Origin of the sequence: Sporocytophaga sp. (assembly GCF_017745095.1) — a bacterium.
GTDB lineage: Bacteria > Bacteroidota > Bacteroidia > Cytophagales > Cytophagaceae > Sporocytophaga.
In genome coordinates, this window is record NZ_JAGHZZ010000008.1 from 229,424 (window position 1) to 252,937 (window position 23,514).

Here is a 23,514-nt window from a genome sequence, read left to right on the forward strand (position 1 = left end):
GAAATAAGTTCAGCAGAATGTACATTATTAAAGTAAAAGGAAAAGCTAAAATTCCAGATTACATTCAGTTAAGAGACGAAAACTTCGTTTTGGTAGCTTATTTCCGGGCAGATCGCCCTGTCAAACTTCCCAAAAAAACAGGGCTTGAAGGAAAAGAAAAACTTTTGGAAGAAGTAATAAAAGATCTTCCCTTTGGAAAACTTCAAAAACTGGAAATATAAGCAATGACATTTTCCTCCGAACCTGTAGTATCTGTTAAAGATCTTAGTATATATCAGGAAGACAGACTTATCCTGGACAATATTTCATTTGAAATTAGCAAAGGTGAGTTTGTTTATCTAATTGGAAGAACCGGAAGCGGAAAAAGTTCATTGTTAAAATCATTATATGCTGATCTTCCCTTTGAAAAAGGAAGTATTAACGTTGCAGGATACGACCTTACCAAAACTAAAAGAGCTAAGATCCCTTACCTTAGAAGAAAGATTGGCATCATCTTTCAGGATTTTCAATTGCTTCATGACAGAAATATTTCAGATAACCTTCTATTTGTAATGAAGGCGACTGGCTGGAAAGACAATGCTGCTATGAAAGCACGCTTGTCTGAAGTATTAATGCGTGTTGGACTGGGAGCTGCTTCCTTCAAATTACCACATCAACTCTCCGGTGGCGAACAACAAAGGATAGTTATTGCCAGGGCTCTGATCAATGAACCCCTGATCCTTTTTGCAGATGAGCCGACAGGGAACCTTGATCCAGAAGTTGCTGAGGAAATCTTCAATCTTTTCAAGGAAATCAACAATAGTGGCACAGCTGTACTCATGGCTACCCACAACTATGAGTTGATCAATAAATTCCCTAATAGAATCTTAAAAATCAAAGACAGAGTCCTGCTGGATTCAAAAGATAATTTGGAAAGTAATTCTTTCTAGAATAAATGGAAGATAAACATCTTCATTTGATCTCCTTTGATATCCCCTACCCAGCCGATTATGGGGGAGTTATAGATGTTTATCATAAGCTTATAAATTTTAAAAAAGCAGGAATAAAAATCATTTTACATTGCTACTTTTCCAAAAGGACTCCTCAAGGACAACTGGATGATATGTGCGAAAAGGTTTTCTATTATAAACGGTCTTCAGTCTTACCCATATTTTCAACTAAACCGTATATAGTGGCCTCAAGAAACAATCAGGAATTACTAAATAATCTCCTCCAAGATCAATATCCTATCTTTTTTGAAGGCATACACACAACTCACCTGCTCAATCACCCATCTTTAAAAGACAGGAAGAAGATTGTAAGACTGCATAATATTGAGCACCGTTATTATAAGCTTTTAGCTAAATCAGAAAGTAATTTATTGAAAAAAATATTTTTTCACATCGAATCTTTCAAACTATATCATTTCGAAAAAAGATTGAAATATGCAGATGTGCTGCTCCCTATAAGTGAACTGGAGTATACTTATTTTAAAAAAGCCTTCCCTTCGAAAACTGTAGAGCTTGTCAATGCTTTTTCTAAAGCAAATGAGGTTTCCATAAAAACGGGAAAAGGTAAATATGTTCTTTACCACGGTAATCTTTCGGTCAATGAAAATGAGATCGCTGCATTATACCTGATTAAGAACTTATCTCCTTACATATTGCTTCCACTTGTTATAGCAGGAAAAAATCCCTCTGAAAAATTAAAGCGATTCGCTTCAGATCATACTATAGAACTAATATCCAATCCTTCAGAAGAATCTCTAAGTGAATTGATTTCGAATGCCCATATCAATATTGTTTTTAGTCTATTTGAAACTGGCACTAAATTAAAATTACTGCACGTATTATTTGGAGGTAGATTTTGCTTGGCCAATGATAATGTACTCTTATCGCCTGCTCTGGCCGCATGCTGCATCAGAACCGAAGATGCCCAGACTATGATTGAGGTCATCAAAGTACTACAGGAACAGGAATTTGGCGAAAAAGAAATCCGTATCAGAACAGAAATTCTAACCAAAAACTTCCTTAATGAAGTTTCTAAAATCATTGGCATTCTCTGAAATGACTTCTACTATTTTACTGGTTGCAGATTAAATCGATCCGAAGCAAACTTTAACATAAACTGATAAGCTTCTTCAAATTCGTTTTTAATAGTCCCTACCAATATTGCTTCTCTTAGCTCGTCTTTAATATCTCCTACGACTTTCCCGGGAGTCAGATTAAATGTATCCATAATGATCTCTCCAGTAATAACAGGTTTGAAATTTCTTAACTTATCTTTTTCCTCTACTTCTTTTAATTTAAGCTCAACAGAATTAAAGTTAGTAAGATACTTCTTTACCTTCACTTCATTTTTGGAGGTAATATCAGCACGGCATAGGGTCAGTAACGCATCGATATCATCGCCGGCTTCAAACAACAACCTCCGTAAAGCAGAATCTGTAACATTCTCCTTTACCAGCGCAATAGGCCTTAAATGGAGACGCACAAGCTTTTGAACAAACTTCATTTTTTCATTCAATGGAAGTTTAAGCTTTCTGAAAATATGAGGAGTCATTCTGGCTCCTAATTCCTCATGCCCGTGAAATGTCCAGCCGATTTTTTCGTCATACCTTTTCGTTGCTGGCTTAGCAATATCATGAAGAATAGCAGCCCATCTTAACCACAGGTCATTGCTCTTTTCAGCGACATTATCCAGTACTTGTAAGGTGTGGTAAAAGTTATCTTTATGTGCTCTGTTTCCAACAGATTCCACACCTTGAAGATCCGTAAGTTCTTTAAAAATAATTTCCAATAAGCCACAATGATAAAGAAGCTTAAAGCCATAAGAAGGCTTAGGGCTCAGAACAATTTTATTTAGCTCATCAGAAATTCTTTCACATGAGACTATATTGATCCTTTCCTTGTTATCAATAATAGCCTGAAAGGTATTAGGATCTATGTCGAAGCCCAATTGGGTGGCAAATCTCACTGCTCTCATCATCCTTAAAGGATCATCAGAAAATGTGATGCCTGGATCAAGTGGAGTTTTAATTATTTTCTTTTTGAGATCAGACATTCCATTGAAAGGGTCCAACAGCTCACCAAAATTGTTTTCATTCAAACTAATGGCAAGTGCATTTATGGTAAAATCCCTCCTGTTCTGATCATCCTGTAAAGTTCCGTTTTCAACTACAGGTTTCCTTGAGTTCCTGTTGTAGGACTCTTTTCTAGCACCTACAAACTCAAGCTCTCCAACCTCCATCTTGATCATTGCCGTTCCGAAGTTCTTGAATACAACTACCGGCAGATCACCCATCTTCTGAGCCACTTTCTGTGCCAATGTTATACCACTGCCCACACACACAATATCTATATCTTTTGAAGGTCTTTTCAGCAAGAGATCTCTGACATAACCACCAATGACATAAGAGTCCACTCCAAGTTCTCTGGAAGCTTCGGCAACAATATTGAATAATTTGTTACCATTTAAAAGTTCTGAAAAATTCATTAACGAATATTCTCCGGATTATTTTCGGATAAATTTTATTTCCCCGTCAAGACCTAACTTCACAATGGTTGAAGGATTTGATGTCATATTTTCTCCATTTTTGACATCCACTACAAAATCCGCTTGTTTCAATACTGCCTCATCTATACCTGCAAAATTCATCGGAGAAGGATTGCCACTTATATTGGCAGAAGTTGAAACTATTGGCTTCCTGAATTTTTTCAGCAAGGCATTGCAAAAATCATTTCTTACAAGTCTGATAGCTATACTTCCATCCTCTCCAAGCAAATCCGGGCTTACATTTTTTCCTTTCGGATAAATTACTGTCAAGGGTCTTTCTGCAAAATCTACCAGATCCCATGCAATTTCAGGTACATTCACCACATAGTCATGCAACTGACCAATTTCATGAATGAGCACTATCATTGCTTTGGCATCCGGCCTTTTCTTTATGTCGTAAATTTTCCTGATAGCTTCAGTGTTTATTGCGTCGCAGCCCAATCCCCATATCGTATCTGTAGGATACACAATCACATTTCCCTTTTTTAACTGCTCAATACAGAGGTTAATCTCTTCCTCAGACTTCATTTAGGTTCTTTTTGTTGGTGATTTTTTTCAAAGATAGGTAGTAATTACAAATTTAAAGACTTGTATCTCCTTTTACTCCTTATTTTTTGGTCGAATTTTTCAGAATATACTGGAATACAAGCCCATCAAGAAAAGTTATAATATAAACATCCTTTGAATTGGTTAAAATTTAGGACAAGGAATTACCATATCTTTCCTTCGTACTATTTTCCTGGTCTTAAAAACATATGACAATGAAAACTCATGCGCTCCAGCAGAAGTTGTAGCAGTGAGGCTTGAAATAGTAAGATCATAACTATAGCCAATCCCCCATCTGTCTGTTCTCACTCCTACCATCACTACGACTGCATCATGATTAAAATTTTCCTGATTATATCGTTTAAATGGTATACCTCTATACCAAAGTCCTGTTACAACAGGCTCATAACAGAGATATAATCCAAGATCAAGCTGATCAAAATGCTCCTGATGCTTGTACACGAAAGTCGGAGAAATGCTTCTTTCTTTTTGCTCTCCGTATTTTTTCTTGTGCACACCCTCTTTCAGAAAAAATTTTATCCCTCCGTGAAGTGTTGTTTTTATTGGAAGTTTGTTTCCTCCTGTATTCAATGACTGATCTGGCTGATTGATATGACTGGATGCCATTCCCATCCAGAATTTATTATTATAAAATAAAAAACCTGCACCAAAGTCAAAGTAATTAATATTCGAACTTTTACCAGCTACATCATATGGTATTCCTGGCACACCATCAATCTGACTTCCAAATGTCAGATTATAATAATCGATACTTCGTGAAACATAACCAAATTGTATCCCTGGCCTGAAAACCAATTTGTTCGACAGATTTACACGAAAGGAATACATACCGCTTATAGAAGCCGACTTTAAGGCGCCCGCTCCTGCTTTATCCAGCATAGCCATCAACCCTACACCGCTTCTGAACTTTTCAAAGTTATGATCTAAAGATGCAGCATAAGTAATAAAAGGCTTTGGCAAATTTACCCATTGATATCTGTTGTTAAACATCGCCCTGCTTTCATGAGTAGCACCAGCAAAAGCAGGGTTGAGATAAAGCGGAGCAGCATAGTATTGGGAGAACTGTGTATCCTGAGCATAGGTGGTTAAGCTTAAAGCGGAAAGCAGAAAGCAGAAAGGTAAAAGCTTAAAGCTTAAAGCAAAAAGCTTAAACTTTAAAGTGGAAAACTTAAAGCTCAAAAATGACTGAGCAAATGGCATTCTAAATCCTCTTGTTTTTGTTATTATTTCTTTTGTTAAAATTGAAAGTCTTAAAAACTTGAAGTATTTATTAAAACTTAAAATCATCAAATTTACTACTTTACACTTTTAACTTTCAGCTTTTCGCTTTAAGCATTAAGCTCCGTTACCATATCAAAGTAATATCTCCAGCATACTCCTTCACCTTCCCACTTGGCATCTTCACCTTGATCCTGTACACATATACATCTTCCTGGCAAAGCTGATTTTTATAGTATCCATCCCATCCAGTTGAAGAATCTCTTGTTTCAAAAAGCATTTCTCCCCACTTATTATAGATACCCATATAAAATTCAGTAACATCATGTAAGCGTGGATAGAAGACCTCATTTAGCCCACTTCCATCTTTTTTGCCTCCATTTGACCCTCCGTGATTTGGTGTAAAAGCATTCGGAATTTCAATTGAACCTCCTTCTTCAGCTATTGCAGCATCGTCCAACTCATAAATATTCACACATCCGAATTCATTTTCAGCAGTAAGCTTTACTTTATATCTTCCTGATGTTTTATATACATGCGAAGGACTGACTTCTATAGAAGATGACTGATCTCCAAAATCCCATGTATATTTTATAGCATTATTAGATTTATTATTAAAAAAAATCGGATCAGGGATAAAAACTATCTTTGGCTGGGCTATGAAATAAGCAACCGGCACAGGTCTTACATGTATGATTGAATCTTTCAAAAGATAGTTTTCACCACCCAATCCTTTTGCTAATAACCTTACAGAATAATCGCCAGCAATGCCATAATTATGTTTTGGATTTTTAAGTACTGATGTTTCACCATCACCAAATTCCCATAAATATTGTTCTGCAAATTTAGATGTATTATTAAACGATATTTCTAAAGGCAAACAGCCCTCCCCTTCACCAATGAAGCTGGCAATTGGCGCAGTCGGTAATACATTTATATCTTTTGTAAACGAGCTTGTGCACTTGCCTGTATTTAAAGAAAGTTTGAGTTTATATGTGCCATAGAAACCATAGTAGTGAACCTGAGGATCTCTAATAGAAGAATTGTTCCCATCACCGAAATCCCATTTAATATCAAAATCTCCTTCGACACTATTGTTAGTTATATAAATTGCAGAATCCGGCAATTGAATGATGCTTGATGCAACTGTGAATTTTGCTTCAGGACCTCCCCAGACTTCAACTGACTTTGCCACTTCTGCATCACAACCATGCACGGATTTAACTTTCAGGACAACATTAAACAAAGTATCTGTTCCATTAGGGTTCTGGAATATATGCACTGGCGATGTTTCCAATGAAGAACTGCCATCCCCAAAATCCCAGCTGTAATTTGATATTAATGAACCTGACGGTGCAAACTTTGTCTTGAAAGGACTACATCCTTCCATTTCCCCGACGAAATCAGGATAAACTTCAGGAAAAACTGAAATCTTTCTAATCATAGTATCTGCACAATTATTATCAGTACCAGAAATCAGTTTTACAAAAAACTCTTTAACCAAACCCGTCTTATTTTCAAATACGTGCGACACATCTCCAAACAAAGTATCCAGCAAAACGCCATCTCCAAAGTCCCATTTGTACCATCCTGCCTTCTGACTGCTATTGGAAAAGCTAACTGATAAAGGACTGCATCCGAAAGAAATGGATTCATTAAAATCAGCCTCGGGTTTGGGATGTACAATTACTGTGTCATAAACAGTTGCTGAGCAATTAAATGAAGATAAAGCATTAAGTGATATTCGAAATAAAGTATCTCTGTCTGTTATATTCTTAAAAATGTGTGTGGGTGTTGATGAAGAGGAACTAAAACCATCAGCGAAATCCCAGTTAAACTTATATTGTGTTCCTTCGGAAGATAAACCCACTATTAGAGGATGGCATCCGTCCTTAGGTTTAGCTATAATTTTAAACTCAGGTTCAGGATATACAATTATAGTTTTACTCTTTTCTAAAAAACATCCATGATCCGTAATAGCTCTGATCGATACCGTTTCATCCTTCACTATTCCAGTCTTGTTCACAAAAGTGTGATTGAACTCCATTGAATTAACAATAGTATCTTTTCCCTGAATTGTCCACTTAAAGGAAGAAGCTAAAGAAGAATTATTAGATAGCTTTACAATAGAAGGGCTGCATTGAGGTACCTGAGGTGTGAACAAGAAATCAGATACAGGAGCCGGATAAACAGTAACATTTTGTATTAACGTATCCAAACAACCCTTATCAGATTTGGCAATAAGTTTCAAAGGAAATTCCAGAACATCGCTCCCTTTATTTAAATAAGTATGAGAGATCGTATCTAAATTATCTGAAGTAACAAGTCCCGGAGAGCCATCTCCAAAACTCCAATCATATGCAAAAGTATTTTGCGATTTGTTCGCAATCTTAACATCAAAGGGTGTGCAGCCATTCCAATTATCTGACTCAAAAGAAGGAACCGGCAAGGATGAAACAACAGTATAAATTGTGTCTTTCCTCTTACATATATCAGTAGAAGCCTCAATGATTACTTCGTAACTTCCGGGAGCATTATATAAATGAACGGGTTCTTTTACCGAAGCAGCTGCTCCATCTCCAAAGGTCCATGACCAGGATGTAATTTCTGTTCCCGGCGTATATGGACTAAGATATTTTGCAGGAATTGGCCTTTCAAAAGTGCCATCGGGTAATTGCCATCCAACAGACAAATGATCATCCAGATTACTTTCTTTGTGCAGTGCTTCAATGTAGTATCTCTGATTTGCTTTCAAAAAAACTGGCAATGACTGCTGAGAAATATATCTGTTCCACTGTCTTAATGTAGTGGTACCAGACACATAAGCTATTTTTGTTTTATCAGAAACCTTTGCACTTGAACTAAGCCAAAGCTCAGAATCTCCATTACTTGAGATCCAGAAGGTATATATGCCGTCTACAGGAGGACATATAAATCCATATATTCTGGAGCCATAATTATCCCCAATATTAACAGGACCTTCAAAATAATTGGTTAGCAATGAAGTTCGGGACGGCTTATTCGGAAAGTTAACATTGGCTGTAAGTGTGGCAACAGTCGCAGCTCCGGTGATATTATCCCATTGTTCTCTCAAAATTGATCCTGTGGCACAAGATACTGCAGGCAATAGATCTGATAGATTTTTAAACTCATTTATATCTCCCAGACAAACTGGGTCAGAGGAAATATTAAAAGAAATATCCGGAGGAACAATTACTGCGGCACTTCTTTCAGAAATACAGTTAAGACTATTACGCCCTATCAACTTAACACTATAGTAACCAGGTTCAAAATCAATAGTCCATGGGCCACTACCCGATTGCGTTATTCCATTACCAAAATCCCAGGCAAAAGAAGATGCGTTTGTGGAAATATTTTTAAACAGAACAGAGGCCTTTCCACAACCTGTAGGTTTATCAAAAGTAAAATTCGCTTGTGGAAGTCCTAGCACGGAAACTGATGAAGTAGAAGTATCAGAGCAGCCAAGAGCTTTGTCCTGAACTGCAGCCATTTTGATAGTATAATTTCCCGCAGTGTTATATTTATGGTAAAGTGAAGGATTATTATTTTCTACCCAGCCCGTTCCATCACCGAAATTCCATCTAAATCTGTTTGCTCCACCAGTTGAAGTATTTTGAAAAAAAACTGAATCCCCAGCGCAAATAGCCGAAGTTGAAGTGTTAAATTGAGAAAAAGGAGGATCAATGATTTCTACTTTCATAGAAGTCTGATTTACTCCACAAAAGTTGGAATCCAGGAGCGTGATATTATAAATGGTACCGGGAGCACCGGTAATATAAGCTTTAAGAGACTTGTTTACAGGAGTTGCCTGAAGCCATGGGGTTGAAATTCCCAAATCAGAGGAAATCCATTTTATTTTCCTTGCCTGCTTATTATTACAATTATATTTAGAAACATCCTTAAATGTCACCGAATCTGCCCCGCAAATTTGCTGCACAGACGCACTGATGATAGCAGAATCAGTATCCCAGAAATTAAAAGGACCGTAACTGGCAAATGATGCATCGCACAAACCTGTCGCAGTGAGTCGGACAATCATATTACAACTGGATGTTCCTTTTTGGTAAGTATGCAACATTAACTGACCCGCATTGGAAGCATCAACCAGATCTTTAGTCCCATCTCCCCATGACCATTCAAATTTTGTAAATGCCGAAGTGTTGGTGGAAGTGTTTTTGAAGGTTAGAATATTAGGGGCACAGGTACTGGCTCCTATGGTAGGCGGCAAAGCTGCTGCACCCGCTTTCCTGTCATTAATAAAAGTTCCCGTTATTGTTTTCTTGGTACAGCCTGCTTTGGTTTCGGAAAGTGTTATTGTAAATTTTCCCAAACCAAATGAGTGAGAAAGAATAGTATTGGAAGGCCAGAATACACCTGATACTACAGCAGAACCATCACCAAAATCAATGGTATAATTCTGAATGTCATAAGGAGACATCAACTCTAGATTGTATATATCCGGATCAGTTTCGTTATCGATACAATTGACCCACGTTTGGGAAGAGCTGGGATTTGCATAGGTTAAATCATATAATTCTGGTAAAGCACACTGACCTAAGGCCTCAAAAGAGCCTAGACTCAATAAAAGTAAAACACAAATTTTCCAGGTAAATGATATTTTTTCACGCATAAATACAATCCAACCTATCAAAATATATCCGTTAAACAATTGATTTGGTGTGCCTTTTTTGCAGAAAACAACTTCACAAGATAATCAAAAAGTAAGAATGATAGAACTTATTTTGATGGATTTCCATTTCAAAAAGGTGGATTCATGGTATATTCTTATTAAAGTTTCAGATTCTCAGCTTTTCAAAAAAATAATACACAAAAAAAGGGTTTTGTATAAATTTATAAGACGAAACATATACCTTTGTATCCCATAAGTAAAATAGAGTCTTTTTAGTACTTATGGCTTCTGCTAAATATATCTTTGTAACCGGAGGGGTAACCTCATCATTAGGAAAAGGAATAATCTCCGCATCACTTGCGAAACTGCTTCAGTCCAGAGGATTTTCCGTCACCATTCAAAAATTTGATCCCTATATTAATATAGATCCAGGGACACTTAATCCTTATGAACATGGCGAATGCTATGTAACTGAGGATGGAGCGGAAACGGATCTTGATCTAGGTCACTATGAGAGGTTTTTGAATATCAATACTTCTCAGGCAAATAATGTCACTACCGGAAGAATTTACCACAATGTAATTTCCAAAGAAAGAGAAGGTGCATTTTTAGGAAAAACCGTTCAGGTTATTCCTCACATCACAGATGAGATCAAAAGAAACTTTCTTGCTTTAGGAGAAAAAGGAAATTACGACATAGTCATTACAGAAATAGGTGGATGCGTAGGAGATATTGAATCTCTTCCTTTTATAGAAGCTGTAAGACAATTAAGATGGGATCTTGGTCCTCATGACACTCTCGTGATACACCTTACCCTGGTTCCATTCCTTAAAACAGCAGGAGAATTAAAAACCAAGCCAACCCAACATTCTGTAAAACAGCTTTCTGAATCAGGAATCCAACCGGATATACTTGTTTGTCGCTCAGAACATCCAATCCCTGCAGAAATCAGAAAGAAGCTTGCCCTGTTCTGCAACGTAAATGTTAACTCAGTAATTGAATCACTTGATGCTGAAACGATTTACGATGTTCCTTTATTAATGAAAAAGGAAAAACTGGACGAAAGAGTGTTAACCAAGCTGAAACTTCCACATAAAGGAGAAGCTCAAATCGACACCTGGAAAGATTTTCTAGGGAAACTGAAAAATACTACCCATGAAGTGCAGATTGGTCTTGTAGGAAAATATGTAGAATTACCTGACGCTTATAAATCTATTGCTGAAGCATTCGTACATTCGGGTGCAGAAAATGAATGTAAGGTAAAAATCAAATGGATTCAGTCAGAACATCTTACTGCCGAAACTATTCCATCTGTTTTAGGTAATCTTGATGGGATATTAGTAGCACCTGGATTCGGAGAAAGAGGAATTGAAGGGAAAATTCAAGCCGTAAAATTTGCCAGAGAAAACCATATTCCATTCTTTGGTATATGTCTTGGAATGCAATGTGCGGCTATCGAGTTTGCAAGAAATGTTGTGGGAATTAAAGACGCTGCATCTGCTGAATTAGACAAAAAGACTCCTAACCCGGTTATTGATATGATGGAATCTCAGAAAAACGTCACTAAAAAAGGCGGAACTATGAGATTGGGAGCTTATCCTTGTGAGATAACCAAAGGAAGTAAAGCTTATCATGTGTATGGTAAAACCAAAATTACCGAAAGACACAGACACAGATATGAATTTAACAACAAGTATCTGAAACAGTTTGAAAAAGCAGGAATGATTGCATCCGGAATAAATCCGGATACTGGTCTTGTAGAAATTATAGAATTAAAGGATCACAGATTTTATATCGGTACACAATTTCACCCAGAGCTGAAGAGTACAGTATTAAATCCACATCCGCTGTTTGTAAAATTTGTAAAAGCAGCAATTGAGTTTTCAAAAGAAAAGGAGTCTAAAACAGAATAATAACCTAAAATATTTTTAGATAATTAATAATTTAAGATGGATAAGAATCAGGTTACGGGGATAGTGTTAATTACTGCCATGATGCTATTGTACTTTATGTACTTCGGGCAAAAAGATAAACCCCAACCAAACGCACAACAACAACAATCTACTCAGGTCATTCTCAAAAAATCAGAAGCAGAACTTCCTGATTCGGTAATAAAACAGCAATTAAAAGCTGCCTATGGAGAACTTGCAAATCTGGCTTCCGGAGAAGCAAAAGATGTTGTAGCTGAAAATAAAGACCTTAAGGTAACTTTTTCTTCAAAAGGTGGAAAAATCAAAAGCGTACTTTTGAAACACTACTTAACCGACCAGAAAAAACCTTTATATCTTATAAGTGAAGAGAATAGCAACATTTCCCTTCTTGCTGCGTCTAAAACTGGGAATCTTGACTTATCGACTCTATTTTATCAAGCTGAGACTCAAAAGGCAGGAGATACTACAAAGATAATTTTCAAGGCTACCTTATCTCCAGGAAATGCTATTTCCCAAACTTATTCAATTGCACCTGAAGGATATCTCGTTAATTATGATCTGAAATTTGACGGAATGCAAGGTATTCTGTTAAACCAGCCTGTAACTTTTGACTGGAGAGCAGATGCACCAAAAGTGGAATATGACCTTAAACAAAGTAGAATTACTACTTCTGTAAATTATTATACAGTAAAAGATGGCTTTGATCATCTAAAGGAAACCTCTAATGATCCGGAAAGCGCTACATTAAGTGAGCCAATGAAATGGGTTTCCATGAAGCAAAAATTCTTCAACGCTGGATTTATAGCTGAGAATGAATTTTCAAATGGAGCTGTTAAAAGCCATGTGAAACAAGGTGATACAACAAGTTTGAAGCATCTTGAAGCTTCAGTATCATTGCCATATAATGATTTAACTTCCGGAAAAGGAAAATATAAATTCTATTTCGGACCAAATCATTATCAGACACTTAAAGCAGTTCCTGCTCCAGACTATGATAAAAACGTTTATCTGGGCTGGCCTGTAATCAACCTGATCAACAGATTTATTGTAATTCCTGTATTTAATTTCTTTGAAACATTTATAGGAAATTACGGGGTTATCATCATCATTCTCGTCTTTTTATTAAAAGCTATATTATTTCCTCTTAGCTACAAGTCATACATTTCAATGGCTAAAATGAAAGTATTGAAGCCGGAAATTGACGAAATAAAGGAAAGAAATGGCGATGACATGCAGAAAGTGCAGGCAGAGCAGATGCAGTTATACCAAAAAGTTGGGATTAACCCTTTAAGCGGTTGTATTCCTGTACTTTTACAGACTCCAATCCTTCTTGCGATGTTCAACTTCTTCCCGAACTCAATAGAGCTAAGACAAGAGCCATTCTTATGGGCGCATGATTTATCCACTTACGATTCTATCTTCTCGTGGAACACTCATATCTGGGGTCTAAGCGATACTTACGGAAATCACTTCAGCTTATTTACCTTCCTGATGACTCTTTCTACCCTCCTATTAACCTGGGTAAACAATCAGGTAAGTACAGTTACCGGACCAATGAAATCAGTTTCATACATTATGCCGGTAGTCTTTATGTTTGTTCTTAACTCCTTCCCTGCAGGTTTAAGTTTCTATTACCTTGTATCAAACTTAGTTTCTATTGCACAGCAATTCATCATCAAAAGATTTGTTGATGAAGACAAAATCAGAGCTGTTTTAGATGAAAACAGAAAGAAATTTGCAACTACAGGAGGAAAAAAATCTAAATGGATGCAGAGAGTAGAGGAAGCTATGAAGGCTAGAGACGAAGAAATTAAGAAGAAGAAGAAATAAAGCGGAAAGCTAAAAGCTTAAGGCGTATAGTTAAAAAGCAGAAAGTCAAAACTTATATTTTGATTTTCTGCTTTTTTCATAGTCAGTAAATCTTTTTATTCAATAATATCTAAAATCCCTTGAATATTTTCGTCAGAAAGATTGGGAAGATTTGTTTACTTTCAACTTTCCGTTTTAAGCTTTAAGCTCAAATTAACTATCTAACATCCAACAAACTTCCACTTATCCACATACTTTCCACAGCCCCCAAGTGCAAAATATGTGCATAATAAAATAAACAATTAGCTTACCTAAATTTCATTTTATCTTAATTTTAAAAATCACTTTGTCAGAAATTTTGAAAATATGCTAGATTGGATATCTTTTAAAAATTTGATAAAGCAAAATTTTGAAAGAAAATTGATGTCTGTAACATCAACCGCTAAGTAAAAGCTTCGTTTGAAAAATACCGGATTTAAATTCCGGCATTATTTTCGAAGCATAAAAATCCTCATTCAGCCTGATTTTCTTAAGTAAAGAAAATCAATCAATTAAAAAACAGACAAGTATCTGAAATATAAATTGATTACCTGAAGCAAAAATAATTGCACAATGAGGCGAAAAAGCGTTAATTTTATTGGAAATAGGAGATTCAGTTAAACTTAATTATTTTAATTTAAATGGGTAAAATCATTGCAATTGCCAATCAAAAAGGTGGAGTAGGTAAAACCACAACCGCTATCAACCTGGCTGCCAGTCTTGCAGCTTTGGAATTTAAGACCCTATTGGTAGACGCTGATCCTCAGGCTAACTCAACCTCAGGATTAAGTTTTAACCCAAAGACAATTGAAAAAAGTATTTATGAGTGCATGGTTGACGGAATAAATGCTGATGAGCTTATTCTTACCACTAATGTAGCTTATCTGGACCTCCTGCCTGCTCACATCGACCTTGTAGGTGCTGAAGTAGAGATGATCAGCCTTGATCACAGAGAGGAAAAGATGAAAGAATCTTTAAAAAATGCCAAAGAAAGATACGACTACATAGTTATAGACTGCTCACCTTCTCTTGGTCTTATCACTGTAAACGCTTTGACCGCTGCTGATTCTATACTAGTTCCGGTTCAGTGCGAATACTTTGCACTTGAAGGATTAGGAAAACTTCTTAACACGATCAAGATCATCCAGACCAGACTTAACACTGCGCTTGAAATCGAAGGAATTCTACTTACAATGTATGATCCAAGGGTAAGATTATCAAATCAGGTAGTGGAAGAAGTTAAAACTCACTTCCAGCATCTGGTATTTGAAACCATTATCCCTAGAAATATTAAACTCAGTGAGTCTCCAAGTTTTGGTTTGCCTGTGATTGCTCACGATGCAGAAAGCAAAGGAGCTATCAGCTATCTGAACCTTGCTCAGGAGATTCTTGAAAGAAATAAAGTCGCATTAAGTTAATACCCGATTTCAATGAACGATAAGAAATCAAATATACCTCAAGCAAAAAAGAGTGTTTTAGGAAGAGGTCTGGGAGCCCTGCTTCAGGATTCCGATACCGCAAAACCTGAAAGAAAAGTAGAAGTAGTAGAAAAAGCGCCGGAAAGTGCAATCAACGAAATACCTGTTGACAGCATTGAAGTCAATCCTTATCAGCCAAGAACTCATTTTGACCAGGAAGCCCTTCAGGAGCTTTCTGAATCTATAAAGGTTCAGGGTATTATACAGCCAATTACAGTAAGACAACTTTCACCTGGGAAATACCAGTTAATTTCGGGAGAAAGAAGACTTCAGGCTACCAAACTTGCTCAGATTCCTAAAATAACTGCCTATATAAGAACCGCTAACGACCAGCAAATGCTGGAAATGGCTCTTATTGAGAACATTCAGAGAGAAAACCTTAATGCTCTTGAAATTGCATTAAGTTATCAGAGGTTAATTTCTGAATGCAGCCTGAAGCAGGAGGAACTAGGAGAACGTGTGGGAAAAAACAGAACCACGGTTACCAATTATTTAAGACTTCTGAAACTTCCGCCAGACATTCAGGCAGCTGTAAGAGACAACAGGATCTCCATGGGTCACGCAAGAGCCTTGATTACCATTGAAAGAATCGATGATCAGCTCAGCATCTTCAAAAAAATTCTGGAAGAGGAATTATCAGTTAGAAAAACAGAAGATCTGGTAAGATCAATATCTCAGCCTTCCTCCCAAGCAAAAGTTTCAGAATCGAAAAGTGAAGACAAGAAGACATATTTCAATCCGGAAATTGTCCATATACAGACAAAATTGTCTACACATTTCGGAACAAAAATCAATATTAATTGTGATAAACAAAACAAAGGCGAGATTAAGATCCCATTTGTTAATGCTGATGATTTAAATCGGATATTAGATATATTAAATTTTTAGATATGATATTAAAGCTGGTAAGACCCATTGTATTAATCACCGTTATAACTTTTTTTAATACAATGGGGGCCACAGCCCAGGATGATACCCTTTCTCAGGCACCCGTTAAAAAATCAAAACCCAAACACAATTACAGACCAGGAAGAGCGGCTTTGCTTTCCACCGTTCTGCCGGGAGCCGGACAGTTTTATAATCGCAGATACTGGAAACCTCCTATTTTATATGCAGGGGCTGCTGCACTTATTTATTGGATAAATTTCAATTCTACTGAGTACAACAAATTCAATACAGCTTATGCCAGTCGGGTAGCTTTCAGGGCAACTGATACTACAAATGCTTTAACTCAGGTAGGAACCCCTTATGAAGACTTTAGTGATAATGAATTAAGGGTAACTAGGGATGCTTATAGAAGGGATCTTGAATTTTCTATAATCATTTCTACAGCGGTCTATGCTCTTAACATTGTAGATGCATATGTGGATGCCCACCTTAGGCAGTTTGATATTAATGAAGATATTTCTTTATCTGTGCATCCGCTTTTATATTCCTATAATTATTCCCAATTTGCAGGAGGAATAAAGTTAAACTTTACTATAAAATAAATGAGAATTTTACTTTTGGGCTATGGCAAAATGGGAAAAACCATTGAGCAAATTGCCATAAGTCGTAACCACACTGCTCCCTTCAAAATCGATCTTGAAAACTATAGTTCACTTACTTCAATAACCAAAGATCAGGTTGACGTTGCTATTGAATTTACACAGCCAGAGAGCGCATATAACAATGTAAAATACTGCATAGAACAAGGTATACCGGTTGTTTGCGGAACCACAGGTTGGCTTGAAAAGAAAAAAGAACTGGAAGAACTTTGTAGAAAAAATGGAAGTGCTTTCTTTTATGCTTCAAATTTCAGTGTAGGAGTTAATCTATTCTTTCATTTAAATAATATACTTGCCAAAATCATGAATCCTTTCCCTGAATATGAAGTAAGCATGGAAGAGATTCATCATAAGCAAAAGCTGGATGCTCCAAGCGGAACTGCTATTACCTTAGCAGAAGGCATTATCGATGCTACTCCAAAAATCAATAACTGGGTAAACCAACCGACAAAAGATAAAAATCTTTTGGGAATCACATCCAAAAGACTTGATGCGGTACCAGGCACTCATACTGTTTATTATAATTCCCCCGTTGATACTATTGAAATTACACATACAGCACATTCCCGCGAAGGATTTGCAAAAGGTGCGGTAGTAGCTGCTGAATGGCTGGTAGGTAAAAAAGGTGTTTTCGGCATGGATGATATGCTAAAAATCAGTTACTAAGAGGAGAAAATTATTTTTTAATAAATCATATAAGGTATGAATTTAAAATTCTGGGAAAAGAAAAAAGAACCACAAAAAAAGAAATCCAAAAGCAGAGAATGGGTTGACGCAATTGTATTTGCAGTTGTGGCTGCTACCCTCATCAGGTGGATTTTCATGGAAGCTTTTACTATCCCGACTCCTTCCATGGAAAAATCATTGCTAGTAGGTGACTTCCTATTTGTAAGTAAATTTCATTATGGAGCCAGAACCCCTAAAACTCCTTTACAGATGCCATTGACGCATCAGAAAATATGGGGAACAGATATACCTTCCTACCTGGACTGGATACAATTGCCTCAATACAGGCTCCCTGGTATCAGCAAGGTTAAAAACAATGATGTTGTTGTATTTAACTGGCCACCGGAAGAAGGATATCCAACTGACCTGAAGACCAACTATATCAAAAGATGTATTGCTATTGGGGGAGACACTATAACCCTCAAAAAAGCTAAAGTTTTTGTTAACGGTAAACCTGTTACAGATCCTCCAAAATCTCAATACAGATATTTTATGGAAACACCGGAAGTATTCTCTTCAAAAGAATTCAGAAAATATGGAGTTACGGAATATCAGCCAGTTCAAAATGGGTTCTATATCTTTACCACAGAGGAGCAAGCTAATGTATTTAAAGGTTTTCAGGGAATTAAAAGCGTAGAGCCGATCATCAGACCTGCAGGTGATCCGGAGCCGAGAATATTTCCAAACTCATCCAAATTTATCTGGAACGAGGACAACTTCGGACCTCTTTGGGTGCCTGCAGAAGGTGCTACTATTCAGCTAACACCTGAAAACATTATTCTATACGGAACCACGATTAAAAATTACGAAAACCTGGAAGACGTAAGATTAGAAGATGACAAGTTGTTTATTGATGGTAAAGAAGCGAAAGAATACACCTTCAAGCAGAATTACTATTTCATGATGGGTGACAACAGACACAACTCATTGGATTCAAGATACTGGGGCTTCGTGCCGGCAGATCACATAGTTGGAAAGGCCTTGTTTATCTGGCTTTCACTTGATCAGAACGGAGGTGTCACAGATAAGATACGCTGGAACAGATTCTTCAACATTATTAAATAATAAAAAATCCCGGACCTAAAATCCGGGATTTTTTTATGGTATCTTTAAAAACTAGCCCCAATCCTAAAAATTAAAATTCTGAGATTATGGATAAGGAGACGCCAGCATGTGAGTCTCCACACTTTAAATCCAGATTTGAGCTTCCTTTCTTACAACTTAAAACCTATTACTTACAACTTAATAATTACCAGTCAATCTCCTTTTTGCCCATTTTCCTCAAATATTCATTTGTTTTGCTAAAATGATTATTCCCAAAAAATCCTCTCTCAGCTGAAAATGGCGAAGGGTGCGCAGATTCCAGCACCAGGTGCTTTGAACGGTCAATTACACTGCCTTTTTTCTGAGCATAAGCCCCCCAAAGTATAAAAACCAAATGTTCCTTTTCTGAGGACAAAATCCTGATTACTTCATCAGTGAACTCTTCCCAACCTTTTTTCTGATGTGACCCTGCCGTATTTGCACGAACTGTTAGAGTGGCATTTAACAAAAGTACCCCTTGTTTGGCCCATCTTTCGAGGTTACCAGATTTTGGTATCGGCTTGCCCAGATCCCTATTAATTTCTTTAAAAATATTCTTTAACGACGGAGGCAGGGCAACATGATCAGCTACAGAAAAACACAATCCATTTGCTTGTCCCGGTCCATGATATGGGTCTTGTCCGATAATTACAACCTCTACATTATCAAATATACACCACTCAAATGCATTAAAAATCTGATTTCCGGGAGGATAAATTGTATGGTTTTGCCTTTCCTCTTTTAAAAAGTTTACCAAATTCTGAAAATATGGTTTTTCAAACTCCTGGGAAACTCTTGCCTTCCAGGAAGGCTCTATTTTAACATCCATTTTAACCTAAAATTTTTAGAGTCTCAATTTAAAATCAGATTATTCAATAGACAAATTGTACTTAATTAATTTTAATAAACAGATATTATCAGCCATCAATAAGGGCCTTTGATGTAGCGCTCAGAGCCTAAAAGATTTTCAAACAAAATCATTGATTTAAAAAAACTTCTCTTTAACTTTAGAGTTAAGAGTCAAAACTTCAAAACTCAGAAAAATATGGTAACAGAAATCACAGATGGTCTTAAAGTCAGCGTGGTTACCTCTTACCAGCCTGAGTATTCCAGCCCTTCTCAATCTCATTTTGTTTTTACCTATAAAATCAGAATTGAAAATTTCAGCAATTACACAGTGCAATTACTTAAAAGACACTGGTATATCTATGATGCAAATGGCATTATAAGAGAAGTAGAAGGCGAAGGCGTTGTAGGACAGCAACCTGTAATAGAACCAGGCCAGGCTCATGAGTATGTGTCAGGTTGTAATCTCAAAACAGAGTTGGGAAAAATGAAAGGTTCTTATCTTATGGAAAGAATCGTAGACGGAAAGCAATTCAAAGCAGTTATTCCGCAATTTGTAATGGTTGTGCCTTATAAACTAAATTAATTTTCTAACAGAGTACTTTTTCAGTGAAGCGTTTTTTCTTTTTTATAACTAGTTATTTAAAATATTTTTTTTCATCCAAAGACGAACATTCAATTCACAGTCCTTTTGTCTTTAACCTCTACAGAGATATCATAAAAAAGAAAAAGCATTATTATGCTTTTGAAGATCTGAATAAGATCCGATACCATCTTTTATCTGATAGAACAGCTCTTAAAATTAATGATCTGGGAGCTGGCTCTAAAGTGAACCAGAGCAAAGAGCGATTTGTCTATGATATTGCAAAAAACTCCGGTAAAAGCTCCAAAATTTCAGAATTACTTTTCAGGCTGACCAATCATTTTCACCCTTCTACCTTGATAGACCTTGGTACCTCAGTAGGATTAACCACTTTGTATTTATCTAAAGCATCTCAGCATGGCACTATATATTCATTTGAGGGTTGTCATGAAACAGCTGAATATGCTAAGAAACTATTCAAATCTGCCAAATCAGATAACATCATTACAATAGAGGGAAACATTGACAACACACTACCCGCACAGTTAGAAAAAATCAAAAAAATAGACTTTGCTTATTTTGATGCCAACCACACCTATGAAGCCACCAAAAGGTATTTCGAATGGTGCATCAAAAACATCCATAATGAGACACTTTTTATTTTTGATGATATCCACTGGTCTCCCGGAATGGAACTTGCCTGGAAGGAGATAACAGAAGATCCTAGAACGGTGGTCACTATTGATCTCTTTGACATTGGCCTGGTGTTTTTCAGAAAAGAGCAACCGAAGCAGCACTTTATTTTGAAGCTATAAGCTCAAAGCAGAAAGCTCAAAGTTAGATTTATTTACTTTTAGCTTCCTGCTTTGAGCTTTTTGCTTACAATGCTTGTCTCAACCTCACCAACTTAATCATAAGATCTTCAAGATAATCTAATTTAAGCATGTTAGCGCCATCGGATTTTGCTACGCTTGGATTGGGGTGTGTTTCGATAAATAACCCGTCTGCCCCTACTGCTATTGCTGCTTTTGAAATTGTCTCAATTAGCTCTGGCTTTCCTCCAGAAACTCCTGAGGCCTGATTGGGCTGCTGAAGTGAATGCGTACAGTCCATAATTACAGGTACTCCTGTTTCTTTCATGGCTGGAATGTTTCTGTAATCTACCACCAAGTCAGTATATCCAAATGTATTACCTCTGTCGGTCAGCATTACCTTTTTATTTCCAGCATCTATAATTTTGTCTACTGCAAATTTCATAGCCTCTCCGGAAAGGAACTGTCCCTTTTTCACATTCACAACTTTTCCTGTATTCGCAGCAGCAATCAAAAGATCTGTCTGACGACAAAGGAAAGCCGGGATCTGCAGAATGTCTACGTATTTAGCCGCCAATGCTGCATCACTGCTTTCGTGAATATCTGTAACTACAGGTACGCCAAATTTAGCCTTTACTTCAGCTAGGATTTCCAATGCCTTCTCATCCCCAATTCCCATAAAGGAACCACCTTTTGTACGATTAGCTTTTTTAAATGAGCTTTTGAAGATATATGGAATTTTAAGTTTTTCAGTAATAGCAATTACTTTTTCAGCTACCTCAAAGACATTTTCTTTGCTTTCTACCACACAAGGACCAGCAATCAGAAAGAAGTTTCCGGAATCAGTATGTTTGATTTCCGGCAAAAAGGATTTGATCATTATATACTTTTTATTTTTTTATCAGATAAATAAACAACTCCCTACCCGCACGAGGTGGAATTGAATTAGTACAAGTTTCGAAATATTTTATTTCAAAATAAGGACGAAAATAAGAAATATATTCCTCTTTTGTGCCCCCGAATGGTGGTTTATCATTATTTAAGGTATCATTAAAGAGAACACCTACAAGTCTGCCCCCGGGTTTGAGTAACTCTGCCATTTTAGCTGCGTATTCAGGTCTCAGTTTTGGATCCAGGGCACAAAAGAAAGTTTGCTCTATAATAATATCAAATGAGTCTTTTAAAAGAAAAAAATCAACATGCAAAAGTTGTTCAGCTGGAAACTCTGGAACTCTTTTTTTAAAATTCTCTAGGGGAAAAGCGGAAATATCAGCTACAAAAACATTTTTAAACCCGGAACGGAAAACATACTCAGCTTCATGAGCGTTTCCACATCCGGGAACTAAAACGCGGAGATTCTTGTCTTTATCGTCAAGTTGATCAAAATAATCCTTAATCGGAGTAGTTATATTGGAAGCATCCCAACCAGTGTCGTTGGAGACGTATCTTTGATCCCAAAATTCTTTATTTAGATTCATATCTAGCTGTAATTAACGCCCTTTTTTAAAAAAAAATTGATAAAATTGAATATATAATTAATTTTACAACGTAAACTTTAACAAAAAAGACACCTATTAACCAACAATCATGGCCGAAGTTAACGAACCAAAAGAAACGCAAAAAAGCGGAAGCAAAAAAGGCTTGATCATTGCTTTCATCATTATCTTATTGGCTATCAATGCCGTACAACTTTTTCTCAATATCAATAAAAGCAATGATATTGCAGTAAAGGACCAACAAATTGTTGAAGCAAACGCAAAAATTGACAGCACAACTTCAGAGTTGACCAAAGCAATTGACGACCTGAAATTAAAACAACAGGAGATTGCAAGACTTGGAGGGGATACTGCCACACTTGGAGAACAAATCAGAAGTCTGGAAGCGGAAAGTGTAAAACTGAAAAATGAAAGTGCTGCTAATTACAGCAAATACATTAAAATCAAGAAAGAGATAGACAAAGCAAATCAGATTGCCCGTGAAGCTTCAGCAGAAGTTGACAGACTTAAAGCTCAGCTAGCAGTTGCTGATTCAAGCATTAAAGATTACCAGAATAAAGTTGTTGCCAACCTAGACACTATTAGTAAACTAAAAGTTACCCAAAACGAACTTGCTGAAAAAGTGGCAATTGCCAGCGTATTAAAAGCAGAAAGTTTCCAAATAGACGCTATCACAGCAAAAGGTAAAGTTAAAGATGGTGGTGAGTTTAAAGCTAAGAGCATTGATAAACTAAAAATTTCATTCTACTTAGGCGATAACAAAGTTGCTAAACAGGAAGGAAAAGAGATTATTATGAGAGTGATCGAGCCAGATGGAAGCGCATTGTTTGATGTAGGAACAGGTGGAGGAAGCTTCCAGTTTGAAGGCAAAGAGATTTTTTACACCTTGAAACAAGATGTATTGTTCGACAACAGAAAACCTCAGGTTGTTTTCACCTATGTTAAAGGTAGTGCTTACAAGCCAGGAAAACATAATGTTGAAGTTTATTCAGAAGGACATAAAATTGGAGAAGGAAGCTTCTTAGTGAAATAAGTTTTTGAGCTGAAAGTTTAAAGCTAAAAGTATAAAGGAACCCTGACGAGATGATCGTCGGGGTTTTGTGTTTTTATGGCTTTCAAAGTAAGATTAATTAAGATTTAAAAGAAACGAAGCAGCGTCGTTTCCTTAACTTCGTACATAGTAAAAAAATAATT

At 36.6% G+C, this 23,514-nt stretch carries 20 protein-coding genes; 13 read left to right on the forward strand and 7 right to left on the reverse strand.

The features are described from left to right. Window positions 1-17: 17 nt before the first annotated feature. Genes J7604_RS14135 through J7604_RS14145 form a run of 3 tightly spaced genes read left to right on the forward strand, consistent with a single transcriptional unit; the run spans window position 18 to window position 2,044 of the window. Complete coding sequence (locus J7604_RS14135) at window positions 18-221, forward strand: hypothetical protein (protein WP_028979379.1); 204 nt, start codon at window positions 18-20, stop codon at window positions 219-221. 3 nt (window positions 222-224) lie between these two features. Then, window positions 225-929 (forward strand): cell division ATP-binding protein FtsE, encoded by a 705-nt coding sequence (locus J7604_RS14140; RefSeq protein ID WP_293896982.1) that lies wholly within the window; start codon window positions 225-227, stop codon window positions 927-929. Window positions 930-934: 5 nt separating this feature from the next. Continuing rightward, on the forward strand, window positions 935-2,044 hold the full coding sequence (locus J7604_RS14145; protein ID WP_293896983.1) for a hypothetical protein: 1,110 nt from the start codon (window positions 935-937) through the stop codon (window positions 2,042-2,044). A gap of 11 nt (window positions 2,045-2,055) precedes the next feature. Here J7604_RS14145 and J7604_RS14150 read toward each other — a convergent pair whose 3' ends face one another. The 4 genes from J7604_RS14150 to J7604_RS14165 all read right to left on the reverse strand — a co-directional run bounded on the left by J7604_RS14150 (window position 2,056) and on the right by J7604_RS14165 (window position 9,970). Continuing rightward, on the reverse strand, window positions 2,056-3,474 hold the full coding sequence (locus J7604_RS14150; RefSeq protein ID WP_293896984.1) for an HD domain-containing protein: 1,419 nt from the start codon (window positions 3,472-3,474) through the stop codon (window positions 2,056-2,058). Window positions 3,475-3,492: 18 nt separating this feature from the next. After that, complete coding sequence (locus tag J7604_RS14155; protein WP_293896985.1) at window positions 3,493-4,062, reverse strand: L-threonylcarbamoyladenylate synthase; 570 nt, start codon at window positions 4,060-4,062, stop codon at window positions 3,493-3,495. Window positions 4,063-4,224: 162 nt separating this feature from the next. After that, on the reverse strand, window positions 4,225-5,301 hold the full coding sequence (locus J7604_RS14160; protein WP_293896986.1) for a type IX secretion system membrane protein PorP/SprF: 1,077 nt from the start codon (window positions 5,299-5,301) through the stop codon (window positions 4,225-4,227). A gap of 145 nt (window positions 5,302-5,446) precedes the next feature. Further along, a complete protein-coding gene (locus J7604_RS14165; RefSeq protein ID WP_293896987.1) occupies window positions 5,447-9,970 on the reverse strand; it encodes a PKD domain-containing protein in 4,524 nt (1,507 codons plus the stop codon). 281 nt (window positions 9,971-10,251) lie between these two features. Here J7604_RS14165 and J7604_RS14170 point away from each other — a divergent pair, with 281 nt between their 5' ends. The 7 genes from J7604_RS14170 (at window position 10,252) to lepB (ending at window position 18,565) form a co-directional block, all read left to right on the forward strand. Beyond that, on the forward strand, window positions 10,252-11,883 hold the full coding sequence (locus tag J7604_RS14170; protein WP_293896988.1) for a CTP synthase: 1,632 nt from the start codon (window positions 10,252-10,254) through the stop codon (window positions 11,881-11,883). 36 nt (window positions 11,884-11,919) lie between these two features. Beyond that, window positions 11,920-13,731, forward strand: coding sequence for a membrane protein insertase YidC (gene yidC, locus J7604_RS14175; RefSeq protein ID WP_293896989.1), 1,812 nt, complete (start codon window positions 11,920-11,922; stop codon window positions 13,729-13,731). A 659-nt stretch (window positions 13,732-14,390) separates the two neighbouring features. Continuing rightward, entirely contained in the window at window positions 14,391-15,167 is a 777-nt protein-coding gene (locus tag J7604_RS14180) for an AAA family ATPase (protein WP_293896990.1), read from the forward strand. Window positions 15,168-15,179: 12 nt separating this feature from the next. Continuing rightward, entirely contained in the window at window positions 15,180-16,115 is a 936-nt protein-coding gene (locus J7604_RS14185) for a ParB/RepB/Spo0J family partition protein (protein WP_293896991.1), read from the forward strand. A 2-nt stretch (window positions 16,116-16,117) separates the two neighbouring features. Then, on the forward strand, window positions 16,118-16,717 hold the full coding sequence (locus J7604_RS14190; protein WP_293896992.1) for a DUF5683 domain-containing protein: 600 nt from the start codon (window positions 16,118-16,120) through the stop codon (window positions 16,715-16,717). Next, window positions 16,718-17,440, forward strand: a complete 723-nt coding sequence (dapB, locus tag J7604_RS14195; protein WP_293896993.1) for a 4-hydroxy-tetrahydrodipicolinate reductase — start codon at window positions 16,718-16,720, stop codon at window positions 17,438-17,440. 36 nt (window positions 17,441-17,476) lie between these two features. Continuing rightward, entirely contained in the window at window positions 17,477-18,565 is a 1,089-nt protein-coding gene (lepB, locus tag J7604_RS14200) for a signal peptidase I (protein WP_293896994.1), read from the forward strand. Window positions 18,566-18,749: 184 nt separating this feature from the next. Here the strand turns inward: lepB and ung are convergent, their stop codons facing one another. After that, window positions 18,750-19,412: a uracil-DNA glycosylase gene (gene ung / locus J7604_RS14205; RefSeq protein WP_293896995.1), complete on the reverse strand. Its 663-nt coding sequence runs from the start codon at window positions 19,410-19,412 to the stop codon at window positions 18,750-18,752. A 216-nt stretch (window positions 19,413-19,628) separates the two neighbouring features. Between ung and apaG the strand changes: the two genes are divergently transcribed. Next, on the forward strand, window positions 19,629-20,015 hold the full coding sequence (apaG, locus tag J7604_RS14210; protein ID WP_293896996.1) for a Co2+/Mg2+ efflux protein ApaG: 387 nt from the start codon (window positions 19,629-19,631) through the stop codon (window positions 20,013-20,015). Window positions 20,016-20,038: 23 nt separating this feature from the next. Then, a complete protein-coding gene (locus J7604_RS14215; RefSeq protein ID WP_293896997.1) occupies window positions 20,039-20,827 on the forward strand; it encodes an O-methyltransferase in 789 nt (262 codons plus the stop codon). 64 nt (window positions 20,828-20,891) lie between these two features. Here J7604_RS14215 and kdsA read toward each other — a convergent pair whose 3' ends face one another. Further along, a complete protein-coding gene (kdsA, locus tag J7604_RS14220; protein WP_293896998.1) occupies window positions 20,892-21,704 on the reverse strand; it encodes a 3-deoxy-8-phosphooctulonate synthase in 813 nt (270 codons plus the stop codon). A gap of 10 nt (window positions 21,705-21,714) precedes the next feature. Next, complete coding sequence (locus J7604_RS14225; protein WP_293896999.1) at window positions 21,715-22,302, reverse strand: methyltransferase domain-containing protein; 588 nt, start codon at window positions 22,300-22,302, stop codon at window positions 21,715-21,717. 109 nt (window positions 22,303-22,411) lie between these two features. Between J7604_RS14225 and J7604_RS14230 the strand changes: the two genes are divergently transcribed. Then, on the forward strand, window positions 22,412-23,353 hold the full coding sequence (locus tag J7604_RS14230) for a hypothetical protein (RefSeq protein WP_293897000.1): 942 nt from the start codon (window positions 22,412-22,414) through the stop codon (window positions 23,351-23,353). Window positions 23,354-23,514 lie beyond the last annotated feature (161 nt).